The organism is Bradyrhizobium sp. SZCCHNR1002, assembly GCF_032381435.1.
Classification (GTDB): Bacteria; Pseudomonadota; Alphaproteobacteria; order Rhizobiales; family Xanthobacteraceae; genus Bradyrhizobium; species Bradyrhizobium aeschynomenes.
In genome coordinates, this window is record NZ_JAUHIS010000005.1 from 325,606 (window position 1) to 342,324 (window position 16,719).

A 16,719-nucleotide genomic window follows, 5' to 3' on the forward strand; every position below is an offset into this window, starting at 1 on the left:
CTTAGATATCGAAATTTTTCCGGTATTCTTTCCAATTGTCCTGCATAGCCGGCACCTCGGTGCGCACCTTGCGCCGCGCGACGGCAGCCGGTCTCGATTTTCTCCCCCGCCGCGCGGGCGGTAGCGCCGTCTGGCCGTAGGCATCTGCTGTGTCTTGCGGCAGAATCTGGGCCTGGGCGGAGCCGCCGCTTCCTTTGGTGCGATATCCGGCGGTCACCGAGTAGGTCACCTCGAAGAAGCCGACCTTGAAGCTGAACGCATAGGTCGAGCTGCCGGCCATCGACGAGTCGCTTTGCTGCGACGTCTTGATCTGGATCAGCACCGAGACCGAGAAGCAGGCGATGTTGCCTTCGCCGACCGCCTCCACGAAACCTTCGAGAATGCGGCGGCCGCCGGCTTCGGAAAGCAGGTAAATGCCCGCAGATATTCTTACGAAAGCCAGAAGTGGGCCGAACTCGATGGCGAAAGCGGCCCCGAACTGCAGCTGAATCTCGAAGGCGACGACGCCCCGGGCATTGGCACGCAGCCCAACGAAGCCTCCCCCACCGTAGGGCGTGGGAGGCGGCGCGCTTATGAAAAATGGCTTTTCACGGCTGGCGAAATTAAAGCGGAACTCGGCTTGCCGCCCGTCGAGCGGCAGGATCGCGCCGATGCCGAAGCCGATGTTCTGGAAGATCAGGCCGCCGACGATGAGAACGTCCTTGTTGAAGCGGTAGCCGACCTCGATCTGCGGCGGAATCAGCTGGATGCCGCGGTAGAAGCCGTTGCCACCCGAGGGGCTCATGAAGCTCTGGAGGGCCTGAAGGAACGACAACATCGAGCCGATCTCGGCTTCGCCGATGTCGGCTGTGAATTTCGTGTCTCCTCCCGGCGTCGTCTCGAACCGCGCGCCCTTGAAGTGGACTGTGGCGAGATCGAGCGAGTTTCCAAGCAGGTGGATCCGGAACGGCTTGATATATCCGACCGCTGAGACCTGGCGGTTGCCGCTGAGCAGATCGACCGTGATTTGCGTGCGCAAATCAAGGTCGTTGCGCGCGGGATCGGGGCCGTAGCTCCCGTACTTTTCCTTATCCATCGCGAAGATCGGATCGCTGGACGGGAAATCGCCGACTTCAGTGTCGAAATCGTAGTTGAGCGTCACGCGGGTCGGGATCAGGCCGGCTACGGCCTCGATCAACTGGTGTTCGAGCTCGGCCAGATCGAACAGCGCAGCAAAGTGGCCGGAGGCGACGGCATCGACGATGTTCCGCGCGACTTGCAGAGTCTGGATTAGGCCGGGCTGATTTTTCGCCCAATTGCCTTTCAGCTCGGTCAGCGCTTTGGCGATGGTCTGGGCGTCGAGAGGGGTCGCCGCACAGAGTTTCACGATGGCATCAAGGCTGTTCTTGTCGGCCGTAACCCGTGCCAGCGCGTTTTCCAGGGCCGCGCGCGTGTCGCGCGACACGATGTTCGACAGCAGCGATGGTGCGCCGCCTGCTCCCGGCTGGAACAGACCGACTACGGCCGTGAGCGTGGTCTCGACCGTACCGTTGATCACATTGAGGGCCTTGGCGACCTCGCCGAGTGATTTGGCTGTCTTCGCGAGAATGTCCGTCCAGAGCTTCAAAAGGGGCTGGGCGGCCTGGAGCACCACGCCGGCCAGCCGCCGGTCGTTCAATACGGTGAATTGCAGGACATCCTGGGCAAGCTTCAAGGCCTCGTGCGGTTGGTAGCTTGCCTTGATCTGCAGCCGGATCGGACTGTTGGGATCGGTAAGATCGGTGAACGGCTTCAGCGCAGCTTCGACGCCGGCTACTGCTTCCTTGGCGGACGCGGCGGCGTTCTTGAGATCCGTCACCTTGGCGTTGACGCTGGACCAGCTCGACGCATTGTTGGCGACGCTGCCCACCACGGTGATTTGAAGAACCATCTTCCCAAGGGCATCGGCGAGGGCCTTAAGGCTCGCATCGAGATCCGTCGCAGTTGCCGGAACGGATTTCAGGACGACAGAAGCGCCCGCGGGCGCAGGGGGAGCAGGCGGGGTCGCATTGACCAAGCGCGGCAGTACATCGACAGCCGTCTCGACGTGCGACAAGGCATCGACGATCGCCTGCGCGGAGCGCCGGCGCAGGTCGACCGAGCGCGCCGTGAGATCGAGCAGTTCCTTAGGTTTTTGGCAGAAATAGCCAACTGCATCCAGTTTGGGCTCGCCGGGCTTCTTGGGACCCGTGTCCGGGTCTTGCAGTTTCTTCCGTATCTTTTCGAATTCGAGGACGGCGCCCGCAAATTGTTGTAGGCTCCGTGTCAGGGAGGCATGCAATCCAAGAATGACATCGCGCGCGTCCTGCGGCGCATTGGCGGGTATTTGCAACTGGCCAAGCTGATTGTTGATGTTGGTGAGCAGATCGGTGATTTGCTTCGCATCGATCTTATCGGTCAGCCCGACGGCAAGGTTGTTGACGAAGGCGTAAGCGTCCTTGGCTGCGGCGCCGCAAAGATCGGTCAACGACTTGCCGGCGTTCGCCACGCTGACCGCGAAGGCGGAACGCAGCGCGGTATCGATGACGCCGTTGGCAAAGGCGAAGACGCGCTGTGCCAAGCCTTCCGCCGCAGCTTTCGCTTGCTCGCGCAATTTCGCTTCGAGTTCGGCTACGGCCGAGCGAATCTCCTCCTCGGCAACCTTACGAATTTCGTTGACGATATTCTTCAGTTCATCTGGAGGCGCAATCTCAACCGTAATCGTTTCGTTGTCGGTATCGATCTTGACGATCTTCAAGCCATATTTTGCCGCCAGCTTGGCATAGGCATCAGCCAGCTTTTTCTTCGAAGCCCAATATGCAAATGCTTTCTGATACTCGGCCTCGGTGGCCTCATCGATTTGCTTGAGAGCACGTTCTTTGACATCCTTCAGGGCAAGGTCGACGTCCTTCTTGGCTTTCTCGCGCCACAGCTTGATATCGTGTTGCAGCTTCTTGATCTGGCTATCCAGGGACTGCTTCGCCGCCGCCTCCAGTTTCGGCCCAATCTGATCGAGCGGCTCGTTGACGACGATGAGCGGGATCGCCGTTTCCATGTCGGCGAGGATCTGACATGCATAGTCGGGAAGCCCCTGCGCCTGCGCTTCGCCGATGCCTCTGCGCAGCACGGCGGCGATGCGGTCGGCGACCACGGCGCGCCCCCAGGCAACGCTGCCGGTTGCTTGCTGCTGCAACTGCTGGACGCCGGCGAGCAATCGGGAGAACGGTTCGGCAAAAACTTCGTAGAACAGCGCCTGCTGAAGCCGGGGCAGTACGGCTGCCGGATTTTTCACGAGCCGGACGCATTGCGCACGCACCTGCTCCGCGGTAGGCGGCGTACGCTGCGCCGGCTCCGGGAACGCGGTGAAGGCGCTGGCCGGATCGTCCAGCACGCCGAACACGAGTTGGAACGTGTCCGGGTCGAATTGCCCGCATAGCTGGTCGAACAATGTGCCGGGATCGAACACCGTCTTGAGCAGTTTCTCGATCGTCTCTTTGGGGTTATCGGCGAAGTTACGCAGCTGCTTCCATTGTTCCTGAAGAAGTGCCAGCTGCTCGCGGACGATCGTCGGCATGGGATCGCTCGCCAGCCGGCGCAACTCCGTGATGACAGTTTCGACGTCAGATTTGAACGCGCTCGCCAGACCGAAGAGCTTGTCGGCGTTTTCCGCCTTGGCATCGGTGTCCTCGAGGGCGGCGATCTTGGCCGCCGTGATCCTGGTCTGGTCGAGGGCCAAGGTGAATTTCGGATAGAGAGCCGACAGGCTCATCTGAGGGGTGCCCACGTCCTTGAGCTTGGCGTCGGCCTCCCGCTCGATCTTGTTGATGCTCTCGACAACCGTCTCGGCGGCGGGCTTTGCCACCTTGATAATCGCCTTGAGAGTCTCCTCAATCGCTTCCGTAGCCTTTGCCGCGCCATATTGCGCGGTCTCCACCAGCTTCGGCGCCGCGGCAATCAGCACCGCGCGCAGGATGTCCTTCAACGGCACGATGCCCAGCAGCTTGGCGTCCTTCAGCGCGCCGCCGAAAAACTCGATCGGATCGAAGCGGCCGGCCAGCGCCGAAGCCATGTTGTAGGGGCTGACGGGTTGCGACCCGGCGGGAGCCGGATTGGTGGCGGCGGCCGGAGCAAGCGGCGGTGCCACGACGACAGCCGCCGCCGGCCCAGCCATCGGCGCCGGTGTGGCCGGTGCGCAGGCGGGCGGACCATCGGTGCGCGGCTGGCAGGATGGTAACGCCAAAGGTGCCGCCCCGGTGCCGCCGATCAGGCCGGAGCGACGCGCAAGGCCTGCCAGCAGTGAATTCGTCGTTGCAACACCGCCGGTCTGGGAGGTGTTGCCGGCCGGGTCGAACTGAATATCCGGCCGCAGCACGTCGAGGAAAATTTCCGAGGGATTGTTGGTCGGATCGAAACCGTTCTTGACGTAAGTGGGATCGAACGTGACCTCGATCGCCGTGTTGGGCGCGCCGGTGAGGCGGTCGACCTTGTCGACGGTGATTCGCCCCTTGGTCATGATCGGATAGAAGGGCGGCTGGTCGCGTCCTTCCATGAACGCGTCCATCGTGAAATCGTCGCCTACCTCACCGATAGTGCCGCCGGAGATGTACTTTTTGGAGAAGGTTGAACCGACGAGGTCGACATGCTTGTCGTCGACGACCTCGACGCCGTTGACGACCTTAACGACGACCTTTTTGAATTCGAACACGTCGTTGGCCTCGTCGGTACCGAGCACGCCGGCAACGCGATACTTGGTTTTCGTCCTGAGGTCGGTGAATCCCGCCGAAAGGCTGCTCACGGTCAGCCGGATCAAGGCGCTGTCCGGCGCCTTCTCAGCGTTGGTGACGGTGATGACCGATGTGCTCAAGCGGCCGCGCGCGCCCAGAACCCATGCGGCGCTCTTGAACGAGCACTCGCCCTTGTTGATTTCGTCCGCGTAGCGTCGGGGCGTCTCGAACAGCTTGGCAACGCGCAGGAAGCAATCCTTGTTTTTGTCGGCATCGCCCGTCAGCAGATTCTGCTGCGGCAGCGCATTGTAATACTCCGTCACCACCTTCATCGACGGAGCGTCGTGCACTACCGCGTTGTCGATGAAGAGCAGCGGGGAACGCACCACGGGGCCGTCATCGATGGTGTACTCGAACAGCGCGTCGAGCCGGTCGGCGGATGTGCTGGCCGCCAGCTGCGGCCAGAACACCGAGCCGCCGGCGTCAAGCGGCCGGCACACGTCCGTCGGTAGGCGGCCGAGTGCCGCGATCGGTTCCGGGTCCGCGAGATCAGGCGTTCGAATGGTCTTGATCGTGACCTTCTTGGCCGGGAAGTCCCGGGACGCATAAGGCTGCGCGTAAGCCGGGAACGCCTTCTCCGGCTTGCGGACGACGATGTAGCGACGCTGGATGAGATAGGCGATAGGCGCGCCGTTGGGATCCCTTTTCTCGGGCCAGAATTCGCGCTTGGTGACTTTCAGAAGTGCGGCCCGATGACCGATCGGGAAGAGAAATCCCTTGTAGGTGACTTCGACGAAGGTATCGCGGCCATCCTGCGTCTGGTGGATATATTTTTCGATCGTGAATGCGGGCTTGAAGAACTGCTGGTATTTGTCGGGCCTCTTGCTGGGATGGGGTGCCGGCGGCTCGCCGATCCAGCGCGCGTCCATCGTGGCGGCACGGGCAAGCTGGAGGCGGAATGAATCGTCGAACGGACGCGCCAGCACGAAGCCCTCCTGGCGGGCCGTGATCGGCGGCGAGTCCACCGAATCTTCTTCTTTGGGGTCTAGCGCGCAATAATTCTCCTGCGGCAGGAACACCATCCCGTTCGGATCGTCCGATCCGGAGAGCGTTATTCGCCGCAGCGCGGCGATGCCGTAGACCGACATCATCTGCGCCAGCTGGCGCCGATCTTCCCGGTTCACGGAAGCTGCAAAGACCGGGTCGGATTTGAATTGACGCTCCGGTACATCCAGTTTATCGACGCCGGCCTCGAGGAACGATAGGTCCATGTCGCGCGACCACAACACGCGCACGGCGGTCGACTTCGGATTGGCCAGCTCCGCTGACCACATGGAGGGGGCTGCCGGCGTAGGGAGGCGGCGCGGTGTCGTCCAGCGCGCCTTGGCGTCTGGAGAGATGATCATCCGGTAGACCGGCTCGATTGCCGTTTCCTCCGGGCCGGGCGGCTCGGTGTTGGCGATGATCATTTCCTTGGCGTCGGTGCGGCTGGTGAGACGATTGATGCCAACCAGATCGAGCTGGTCGGCCAGCGTGGCATCCCGCGGCAACGCTCGCTTGTTGACGACGGTCGCAAGGTGAGACCATTCGGTGAGATAGCTCACGCTGAGCCGATCGCCTTTGGGCGAGCGATTAGTCTTGTCTGTCTCCGAGAACACGATCCGTGACGGACCGGACAGCCGGGTTTGCGCCAAACCGGGTGGCCTGATGTCCCTGAGATTGTCGCGGCCTGGCTCTGTGTAACAAATACTGTTGGGGGGCCTGTCCTGCTCTTTCGGCAGTTTCGCTGCGCACCCCGATCCGCCGTCCTCGGCGAAGGCTTGCTCAAGCAAATATTGCGGATGGAATTTGACGATTAGCAGCGGTTGATCGGGATCGACCGGAAGCGGCGGCTTTGCCCTTGCCCTTGGATTGCTGGCAGTTGCAAGCTGGGGACGGCGGAACAGAAGCGCGACGCCGTCCTCGACGCTCAGTTCGTATCGCTTGAATCCGAACGACAGATCGAGCAGATCCGTGCTGCGCTTGACGCGGAGATCGGCGTTGTCCAGCACCGTCTTGAAATAAGCGCGCCCATCGGCAATCTGGTAGCGTGCATCCCGTGGCACGCTGTCTGGCGCGATATTGTCCCGCTCCGGCTTGCCCAGGACGATCCGGACAATGCTGCGGCGGAAGTCGAGGTCCGCTGTGGACGCTCCGAGGATCGGAACGTGCGCCGCCAGCAAATGACTGTTGAAAGCGATCCTCTCGCTCGCCTTCGATCCGATGTCGAGCTCGATATCTTGTCGCGTCGTGCTGTAGCCGTCGCCCTGGACGACGATGGAAACGCGATCGCCTTCGATCGCGTGCGCAAAGCGCGCGACCCAGCCTGCCAACTTGGCGTCATGGTCGAGGCCATTGGCGCGCGCGACGACGCGCCAGTGCTCAAGCTGCAGGCGCGTTCCGATCGGTCCAGTGCCGGGCCCCGACAGAACCAACGCACCGTCGCCGTTGAGGCGCAACAATGCGTCCGCTAGCGCCGGGCGCGTGCCGGACAGATGGAAACCCACCATCACGGCTTCACAATGGTCGTAATCGATGTGCGCCTTGAGAGTTCGGCCGATCGGCCCCAGGTCGGCCTTGCCATGGCGAAAGCGCGCATCCTCGAACGCCAGGCTGGCATGCGGGCCTATCGCATGATTTGGCAGCGGAACACCGGCACGATTGTCCAGGAAAAGCCTGATGCCGGTGGCGCCAAACCGGAACCGCTTCGACGCGAAACGGAGGGCGCCCCGATTGGGCTCCATTGCAATTCTGGCTGCGAAATTCGCGGCGATCTCGAACTGCGCCGGGCGGCCTTCCGGATCGATCTTGTTTTCGCGGTTGTTGACGTTGCCGACAACGATGGCAGCGCCACGATACGCACTTCGGTAGTTGGTCCGCGTGTTTGCGTCCGGATCGATCCAGCCGGCGAATGCAATCTCGATCTGTTTCCAGTTCGCTTCGGCAAAACCGATCCTCAGATACCACTCTCCCGCGCGAGAATAGAGCTGGGCCTTGAAATCGGCGCGCAGCGAAAAGCCAGGAAAAACAGCGTTCTTGAGTTCTATCTCATGGGCGATCAGCGTCGGATCGTCGGCGCTCGTCGGCACGCCCGAACGGTATCGCCCGGTCGCATCGACCCATCGATACTCGGCCGTGGACGCCGGTCCGAACTTTTCGGGATCGACGAGCCAGGTGTTGCTTTGCAGAGTCAGGCGAAAACCTCGCCCGACCTTCTCAATGAGGAGACCATCGGCGAGCGCGGGCGTGACCGAAGCTAGATAGGCCGCGCCCGACCCAATCAGAAAATGTCGCCGATTGACCGGAGGCGACGTGAACTGCGTCGCACCTTTCCCGCCACTTGTTTCGTCGAGCAACAAGTTCGTCAGAACGTATCGATGCATGTGGCTCGCCCCCAGAGCCACACCAGTAAAATGACAACCACCCCCGCCGTCGCGCAGTATTGCGTTGCATACGCAGTTGTCCACAACTTTATAGCGCTATCTAAGGTTGGGCCTCTCGAATTCAAAATATTCAGTGGCATGATGAAATTCGGTCACGCGTTTATTGGGCTGCGATAAAATCGCTCGCCATCTTTGGGGGAGTCGTGTGGCGCTATATTTGACCCGCCGCCAGAAATTGTCGGCCTTCCTTGGCGCGCTCGGCATGGCCGTGTTGGGACGATCGGACGTTGCGCACGCCGATCAAACTGCGGTCGACCTGCTGATCGGGCAATTTGCAGGCGGAAAAAAGCCGATCGAGGATCGGATGACGCTGGATCTGCCGGCCGAGACCGATGATGGCGGCGCCGTGCAGATCACCGTCTCGGTCGACATCCCGACGAGAGAGAACACCCATTTAACGGACTTGCTCGTGGTTACCTCCGGGAACGCGCAGCCAACCATTGTCACGTTCCACTTTTCACCCACGAGCGTGGCTGAGGCGAGCACGCGGATCAGGCTCGCCAAGCCGAGGCCGTCACCGGAAAAGCATAGTGTGACAGCTGTTGCGCGGCTGAGCGACGGCACTTGTTACAAGATCAAAAGGGATGTGACCGTGAAAGAAGCGGGGTGCATCTAACAAATGTCACCTAAACCACGGATAAGGATCGACAAGCGAACGGTGCCGCAAGGCAATGCCGTCGAGGTGCAGACTTTCGTCTCGAATCTCATGGAGGCCGGGTCGCCCTCCATGCTGAAAAAGTTTAGCTGCGAGGGAGGCGGCAAGCATATCTTCTCGGTCGACCTGACAGCAGCGATTTCTGCCAACCCGTACATGCGCTTCAAGTTCAAGCCGCAGGCTCGCGGACCCTTGCATCTCCGCTTCACTTGGATCCGCGAGGATGGAAGCAGCATCGTTGCCGAAGAGCAAATTATGGTGACGTAGCGATCATCAGGAAAGGAAGCATTTGTTAGTACGGTTTAAGAGCTCGGGTTCGTTCTTGTGGAATGAAGTTGGAAAAGTGTATCCGGGATGCCTGGGATATCGTCGCTTCACACCAGTCAGACTCGCCAAGCGAGACCAGTCGCCAAACACCGATCCTCGAGATGAAGCAATCCGCTCGAACACAAAACGGTCAATTCATTGCCCCGACCGCGGAAGCAAAAGTCCCAAAGAATTTGTGACGGAGCAATTTGGCTTGCTGGGCGCGTTGGGCCGCGCCCGGACAGAAGTGATGGAGAGGCCCGTGAGGCTCCCGAACCAAAGGAGGAAAGAATGTCTCAACATTGCAGCCCGATCATGAAGGGACCGGCTGGCGTCTCTAGAAAGGCGCTTGCACTGGCTATCGTGTTCCTGGTCGCGATCGCGGGCGTCGCAAGCGCGGAAACCGTGGCGGAGACTTCGAATTTTACGACTGACACAAACAAGATCCCAGTCAGCGCCTCGACCAAGTTTTTCTTGCCTATTTGGACAGACGGTGACGCAACTCGCACCGCGCATCATGAGCTTCTGCATGCAACGGGTTTCGCAGCAGGCTATAGTAAGTTCAGTGTTCACGTGGATGGCGATCGAAATTTTCGTGAATCGGCAAGTGCGACCGGCACTATTTTCGCAACGCTTACACCTGCAAATCAGGGAACTCATATAGATCCCGGCGCCGGTACGGTTAACGGTCATGATCAATCCACAAGTGTCATGGGACCGAAACGTGTGACGGGACAACGAATGGGCCCTCAGGAGAAGTCTGTATTGAACGCAGCGGTCGATTGGTCCTCAAAGAACATTAATATTGTTGTGTCGTACAAGGGCACTTGGAGCACTGAGCAAAAGAAGCACATTGAAAACGCCGTCAGTTCGGCGAAGACCTTATTTGGAAGCAATGGGAGTGGTCACAAGTTTACCTGGACAGTTGAAATGGCAGAGGCATTTGTACCGCCTGCATTGCAGGCCCTTTCTTCAAGCAAGATTAGTGACTTGGCAGCGCAAATTGACGAGGGTGGAGGCTCACAGCGGGTGCTAGCGGCGTCAGAAGTTCTTAGCCGTGGTGTATCGGCGGTCCCGGAGCTCCGTGCTGCGGGTGCGCGGCCGATGTCCGGGCTATCTCCACGCAGAATCGATGTCCTTTACTCTATTCTAAGTGGCCAACCTGAGGGACGATATCGGACAAATGGATTTGGGCTACATGTCGAACCCGGTACGACCCGAGAGGAAATTGCTGCTCTAGGAGAGCGTCACGGCTTTGTTGTTCCAAGCGATCAGTCTATCGAGACTTCGAATTCACCGTGCTGTTACGTCGTGCTTCGAGAAGGCCGCGACTTGTGGGAAGTGATAGCTAGCTTGCTTTCGAGAGAAGCAAAGGTAGCTACCGTAAATTTGAATTACATCGAGCAATAGCAGTAGGCCTGGAAGCGAGTGGTTCAAATCTTTATATTCGCTGGCTTCAAGCACGCTGAGCGCTTCCATAAAATCCGCTTCGGGTGAAAAGCGGCCATCGCCAGAGAGTTCGTCCCCCGGGCGGCTTGGATCCGCAAGCGGATTTGGTCGGCGCTCATATGCACTCTCACCGAAGCGGACCGACCGACTTCGTCATCCGGGTTCGCCGCCCATTTGGACACGGCGCCGCTGCCAAGGAGCAACAGACGCACTTCAACCCTTTCCTCCATCCGGTATGACGACGCCAAAGGGCGCCCCCGCAGCAAAGTCTCATGGCTAGCACTTTTAGACCCTACGTTAGATCGAATCGATTTGAAGTGCCGCTTTTGTAAATCTGGATCGTCTTAGCTAACCCCGGCCAATGGGGCTTTTCACTACAACCAGAAGATTTCAACGGTTTGCGAATGCGACAGTCGTTGGCAGGCTATCGTGAACGTACCGCGCGAGGTTTAGCAATGGCCAACGCTATGGCACTGATGCTGGCCTCGGGCCCGCCGGCTGACGATGCGTAGCCGTCCCTTCTCCGTTTCATCGACGAAGCGTGGATCCTTCGCGAACTTCGGCGTCTTCGTAACCCTCCGCCGAGGGCCGCCTTGGCAATTTGGTGTTTGTGCTGAGAACTGTCCTTATGGACAGAGATAAGGACAGTGCCCCGATCGGGCGGCTTGAAGTGGTCGAGACGGGTCGGCGGCGGCGCTGGTCTGAGGATGAGAAGCTCCGGATCGTGATGGAGAGCCTGCAGGGGAGCCGGCAGGTTTCGGCAACCGGCCGGCGATACGGCATCTCACGTTCGTTGCTTCTCAAGTAGCGGCGGCTGTTCCGCGCGGAACAGAATGAAGCCGGGCCGCGAGTGGACTTCGTTCCGGCGACTGTGATCGCAGATCCGGTAGCGACACCTGATCCGGTCGTGCCTGCCAGCGGCGGCGCGATTGAGATCGAGCTTGTGGCCGGAGCCAGGATGCGGATCACGGGCGTCGTCGATGAGAGGACGCTGAAGGCTGCTATCGCGGCGTTGGCGGGCGTGCGAACGCGATGATCCCAATTCCGCCAGGGGTACGCGTGTGGATCGCGACCGGCCACACCGACATGCGTCGCGGTATGCAAAGCCTGGCGCTTGGAGTCCAGGAGAGCCTGAAGCGCGATCCGCATGCCGGCGATCTCTACATCTTCCGCGGCCGCCGCGGCGATCTGGTCAAGATTCTCTGGCATGACGGGCTGGGCATGTCGCTGTACGCCAAGCGCCTGGACCGTGGCAGGTTCATCTGGCCTTCGGCGTCGGACGGCGCGGTGTCGATCTCGGCGGCGCAGATGGCTTACATGCTCGAGGGCATCGACTGGAGAAATCCCCAGGCAAGCTGGCGACCGCAAAGCGCGGGCTGAGCCAATAAATCCTTAGGCTCGGGGCGTTTGGGGAGTCACAACACCTCCGATCTGTGATTCACTGCGCTGCATGAACGCTGAGCGCGACGCCGTTCCCGATGACATGGTGGCCTTGAAAGAGGCGCTGGCAGCCGAGCGCGCCAGGGGGGGTGGAGATTGCTGCGGAGCTGGCCGTCGCCCGTGCGAAAGCCTCGGAAGACAGCGCGCTGATCGCCCAGCAGAAGCTGCAGATTGCCAAGCTGAGAAATCAGATCTACGGACAGCGGTCAGAGCGCTCGTCGCGGCTGATTGAGCAATTGGCGCTGACCTTCGAGGAACTGGAGGCCGACGCCACCGAGGACGAGTTGTCCGCCGAGCAGGCCGCGGCCCGAACGACGACCGTGCGCGGATTTACGCGCAAGCGCGCGGAGCGCCAGACCTTCCCGGAGCATCTGCCGCGTGAGCGGGTGGTGATCAATCCGCCGTCCGCGTGCGAGTGCTGCGGCGGCAATCGCCTGCGCAAGATCGGCGAGGACGTGACGCGGACGCTGGAGGCAGTGCCGCGGCAGTGGAAGGTGGTCGAGACGGTGCGGGAGAAGTTCTCCTGCCGTGACTGCGAGAAGATCAGCCAGGCGCCGGCGCCGTTCCATGCCGTGGCGCGGGGATGGGCCGGTCCGAGCTTGTTGGCCATGATCATGTTCGAGAAGTTCGGCCAACATCAGCCATTGAACCGCCAGGCCGAACGTTACGCCTTGGAAGGCGTGCCGATCGCGCTCTCGACCATGGCGGATGCCGTTGGATCGGTCTGTGCGTCGCTGGAACCACTGCTACGTCTGGTCGAAGCCCATGTCATGGCGGCCGAGCGCCTTCATGCTGACGGTACGACCGTGCCGGTGCTGGCCAAGGGCAAGACCGATACGGGGAGATGCTGGATCTACGTTCGGGACGATCGGCCGTTTGGCGGCGCCGACCCGCCGGCAGCGATGTTCTATTACTCCCGCGACCGCAGGGGCGAGCATCCGCAGGCGCATCTGGCAGGCTATGCCGGCATCCTGCAGGCCGATGCCTATGAGGGATACACCAGCTCTATCTGGCCGGGCGCCGCCCTGGACCGATCCGGGAAGCGGCGTGTTGGGTGCACACCCGGCGTCCGTTCTTCATCATGGCCGACATCGAGGAGAACGCGCGACGCAAGGCTTCCGGCAAGAAGGACATCCCGCTCTCGCCCATCGCGATCGAGATGGTGCAACGGATCGATGCGTTGTTCGAGATCGAACGCTCCATCAATGGCACGAGCGCCGAGGAGCGCGTTCGGGTGAGGCAGGCCCTGAGCCTGCCTCTGGTCGAGGACCTGCAAGTCTACATGCGTGAGCAACTCGCCCGACTGTCCCGTGGCCACGACCTCGCCAAGGCGTTCAACTACATCCTCAAGCGCTGGACGAGCTTTACCGCGTTCCTTGATGATGGGCGGATTTGCCTCTCCAACAATGCCGCCGAGCGCGGTCTGAGGGGCATCGCTCTCGGTCGAAAATCCTGGCTGTTCTGCGGCTCCGATCGCGGAGGTCGGCGCGCGGCGGCCATGTACAGCCTGATCGTCACGGCCAAAATGAACGGCATCGATCCGCAGGCCTGGCTCGCCGATGTCCTCGCGCGCATCGCCTCTCATCCAGCTCACCGCCTGGACGAATTGCTGCCCTGGAAATGGACACCGGCATCAACGCTCTCCGCTCGCGCGGCATGACCATGCACGTCAACAAGGTTCATCACGTCACCACCATCACCCAGGTCGCGAAAAACCTCGGGGAAGACGAAGGCTGGCTGACTGACGTGGCCAACGAGATGGAGATCGAGGACGGCGTGATCTGGGTCTATGGCGTTGGAGAAGACGGCGTCCAGGCCTTCACTGACCAAGGGGTCGAAACTCTGATCGAGCTGGTGCGGATGCACAAGGAGAAGCCGGAGCTGCTCTATCGCCAGCGAACCGAGTAATCGACCCAGCCTGCGGCTCACGCCGGATGCTTACTTCGGCATGGCGTGTGGCGTTGCCTCAACGTGGTCAGTGGGCTCCTGAGTTGGATCGCCGGCCGTCTCTACAAGCTGGTCGATCTCGATGAACAGGCCGTTGAGCGGTACCTCCGACATCGAGGCGGGAAGCAGTCTATCCAACCCGGTGACCGAGCCGCGCTCAAGCGATGGCTGTCGGTGCTGCGCGCGGAAGGCGGCGATCGCGCCGTTGGTACTACCGCCTCTCGCCCCGCACGAACGGATCTTCAAGGAGTTCGATGTCTACCTACGATCAGAGCGCGGCTTGGCCCCGAGATCCATCGTCCGCCATCTCCCGGTCATCCGCAGGTTCCTGCACGAGGTGTGCCCCGGTGGCGCCGCCGCCCTGTGCAAGATCAGCCAAGAAGGGTGATCCGCTACGTTGAGCGCCACGCCCAGGATTGGAGCCCGGGAACAGGCAAGGCGATGCGCTGATCGTTGCGCGCCCTTCTTCGTTACCTCCACCATCAGGGGCTGAACGCACGCCCGTTGGCGGATTGCGTTCCATCGATGCGACGATGGAAGCTCGCAACTCTGCCGACCTATCTGCCTGCTGCACAGGTGCGGAAGGCTCTCGACGGTTGCGACCGAGAGACGGTGATGGGACGGCGGGACTACGCCATTCTGTTGTTGCTGGCCAAGCTCGGCCTGCGGGCCGACGAGGTCGTGACGCTAACCCTTGATGATATCGACTGGCGCACCGGCGTAATACTCGTTTGCGTCAAGGGCCGACAGCGGGCACGGATGCCGATGCCGCCAGACGTTGGCGCGGCCATCGTTGCATATCTGCGCAGTGGCCGCCTAAAGTCGGCGTGCCGACAGTTGTTCGTCCGCACACTCGCGCCGCGCATCGGCTTTGCTTTCGGATGTGCGATCACCATGATCGCAAAGGCCGCCCTCGATCGCGTTGGAATCGACGGTTGTGCACACCGCGGCGCCCATAACTTCCGACACAGTCTCGCTACCGAACTTCTCCGATCTGGCGCAACCTTGTCGGGGATCGGACAGTTGCTGCGCACGAGAACCAAGACACTACCCGGATTTACGCGAAGGTTGATATCGATGCGTTGAGAACAGTGAGCCTGCCCTGGCCGGGAGGCGTGCAATGACCAATCTGCGCGCTGAACTCGATAAGTACCTGACATGCGCAAGGGGGTTGGCTACAAGTACGAGCACCAGACCTGTCGGTTCGCCGACTTCGTCGCCTTCATGGAGAAGCGCAAAGCCGGGATCATCACCACGAAGCTGGCAATGGAATGGGCAACGCTGCCGCCCGATCGTCATGCATCCTGGGCGCTGCGATTGAGCGACGTGCGCGGGTTCGCGCGCCATGTCGCCAACTTCGATCCGAGAACGGAGGTACCGCCCGTCGGCATGCTGCCCGGATGGAAGCGCGCCAAACCCTATGTCTACAGCGACGCGGCGATCGATGCGTTGCTGACGGCAGCGCTGGCTCTGCCACCAGCGGGCGGGCTGCGCCGATGGACCTACCATACCCTATTCGGGCTGATCGCGGTGACGAGCATGCGTATATCCGAGGCGATGGGCCTGGAGCGTGATGACGTCGACCTCGACGCCGGCGTACTGACGGTCCGGCTGACCAAGCAGGGCTCGCCGACGTCCTCGCCAGGCTGCCCGATCATCCGGCCAGCAGGATCGCAGACCTGCTGCCCTGGAGCTGGAAACACATTGCCATCCCTGCCGCTGCCTGATCCCTCCGATCAATCGTCCATCCGCACGGGCTACTCCGCCTGTGGTCTTCACCGGATGCGTACACTGAAGAAACGGATACCGTCAGTATCGACTGGAGTTCTTAGAACTTACACTTCAATCAACGTAGAGCTCACATTGTACAACTCAGCCGGCAACATCCTCGCGCTGTGGGCGGCGTTCGGGTCGTGTGCGCGAGCGCAGGTACCGTTGCCATCGAGCTTGGCCTCGGCAGCCGATCTGATCGGCCTTGCGAGTAAGGCAGAAGTCCCCATCGCCGTTATCGAGCGCGAAGTGCTTGGCCATCTTCTTGGCATCTACCGCACTGCCGACGGCGAGGCCGATCTCGGCGGCGGTGCGCGGAGACGATCCCTTGCGTCGCGCCTGGGACTGGCCCCGTGCGAGTTCCTGCTCGGTCGCAACCAGCAGCGCCTCGCGCTTACGGCCGAGCTCCTTGGCCAACTCCGCGATTGCGGCACACGATGAGCCGTTCGCCCGGAAAGGCCGGCGTTGCGACCTCGGCCAAGTCGCGCTCGTAGAACAGCGAGATCTGCAATTGACCGTCGTCTGGCGCCAGAGACTTGATTTGCGGCGCACGCAGGTAAGTGATCCAGTCCAGATCCAAGCGTCAGGATCGTAGCGGATTCTCGCAGCGCTGATCATGCCGCGATCACCTACCAACACCACGCGCTTGATTCCGAATCGCGACTTCACCTTGTCGATCTGGGATTTCAGCGTGGTCGGATCCGCCGTGTTGCCCTCGAACACCTCGATCGCGATCGGCAGCGCCTCGCGCGTGCAGAGCAGTCCGTAGACGATCTGTGGACGTTCGCCCGGTGATTCCGCTTCTGCCTGAATGCAACGATTCTTGAAGCTAAGCTGGATGTTGAAGCGCTCTCCGTCTTTGTGCACCCAGGCTGCGCCGATCTTGGTCCAGATGGCCGTCTCACCTTCGCCTGTTGTGGATAACGCGTACATCGTTAAGGATGGGCCT

The 16,719-nt window shown here is 61.1% G+C and carries 10 protein-coding genes and 1 pseudogene; 10 read left to right on the plus strand and 1 reads right to left on the minus strand.

What is annotated here, in order from left to right; translation table 11 throughout:
- Position 1: 1 nt before the first annotated feature.
- Positions 2-8,143: a hypothetical protein gene (locus QX108_RS24095; RefSeq protein ID WP_315783336.1), complete on the minus strand. Its 8,142-nt coding sequence runs from the start codon at positions 8,141-8,143 to the stop codon at positions 2-4.
- A 217-nt stretch (positions 8,144-8,360) separates the two neighbouring features.
- On the opposite strand from QX108_RS24095, the gene QX108_RS24100 reads away from it, so the two are divergent.
- From QX108_RS24100 to QX108_RS24145, 10 genes and pseudogenes are all read left to right on the plus strand, one after another.
- Positions 8,361-8,819, plus strand: a complete 459-nt coding sequence (locus tag QX108_RS24100) for a thiosulfate oxidation carrier protein SoxY (protein ID WP_315783338.1) — start codon at positions 8,361-8,363, stop codon at positions 8,817-8,819.
- A gap of 3 nt (positions 8,820-8,822) precedes the next feature.
- On the plus strand, positions 8,823-9,125 hold the full coding sequence (locus QX108_RS24105) for a thiosulfate oxidation carrier complex protein SoxZ (protein ID WP_315783340.1): 303 nt from the start codon (positions 8,823-8,825) through the stop codon (positions 9,123-9,125).
- Positions 9,126-9,455: 330 nt separating this feature from the next.
- Complete coding sequence (locus QX108_RS24110) at positions 9,456-10,574, plus strand: hypothetical protein (protein WP_315783342.1); 1,119 nt, start codon at positions 9,456-9,458, stop codon at positions 10,572-10,574.
- 667 nt (positions 10,575-11,241) lie between these two features.
- On the plus strand, positions 11,242-11,421 hold the full coding sequence (locus QX108_RS24115) for a transposase (protein WP_315783344.1): 180 nt from the start codon (positions 11,242-11,244) through the stop codon (positions 11,419-11,421).
- Between the two features lie 251 nt (positions 11,422-11,672).
- Complete coding sequence (gene tnpB / locus QX108_RS24120) at positions 11,673-11,993, plus strand: IS66 family insertion sequence element accessory protein TnpB (protein ID WP_409998550.1); 321 nt, start codon at positions 11,673-11,675, stop codon at positions 11,991-11,993.
- Positions 11,994-12,063: 70 nt separating this feature from the next.
- Positions 12,064-13,713, plus strand: a pseudogene (tnpC, locus tag QX108_RS24125) (IS66 family transposase).
- The gene (locus tag QX108_RS24130; protein ID WP_315783348.1) at positions 13,674-13,961 is read left to right on the plus strand and encodes a hypothetical protein; all 288 of its coding nucleotides are present in this window, start codon (positions 13,674-13,676) and stop codon (positions 13,959-13,961) included. The pseudogene tnpC and the gene QX108_RS24130 overlap by 40 nt, the downstream one beginning before the upstream one ends.
- A 564-nt stretch (positions 13,962-14,525) precedes the next feature.
- Positions 14,526-15,086 (plus strand): tyrosine-type recombinase/integrase, encoded by a 561-nt coding sequence (locus QX108_RS24135; protein WP_315783350.1) that lies wholly within the window; start codon positions 14,526-14,528, stop codon positions 15,084-15,086.
- Positions 15,087-15,646: 560 nt separating this feature from the next.
- Positions 15,647-15,727 (plus strand): hypothetical protein, encoded by an 81-nt coding sequence (locus QX108_RS24140; protein ID WP_315783569.1) that lies wholly within the window; start codon positions 15,647-15,649, stop codon positions 15,725-15,727.
- A 659-nt stretch (positions 15,728-16,386) separates the two neighbouring features.
- Positions 16,387-16,539, plus strand: a complete 153-nt coding sequence (locus QX108_RS24145) for a hypothetical protein (protein WP_315783352.1) — start codon at positions 16,387-16,389, stop codon at positions 16,537-16,539.
- Positions 16,540-16,719 lie beyond the last annotated feature (180 nt).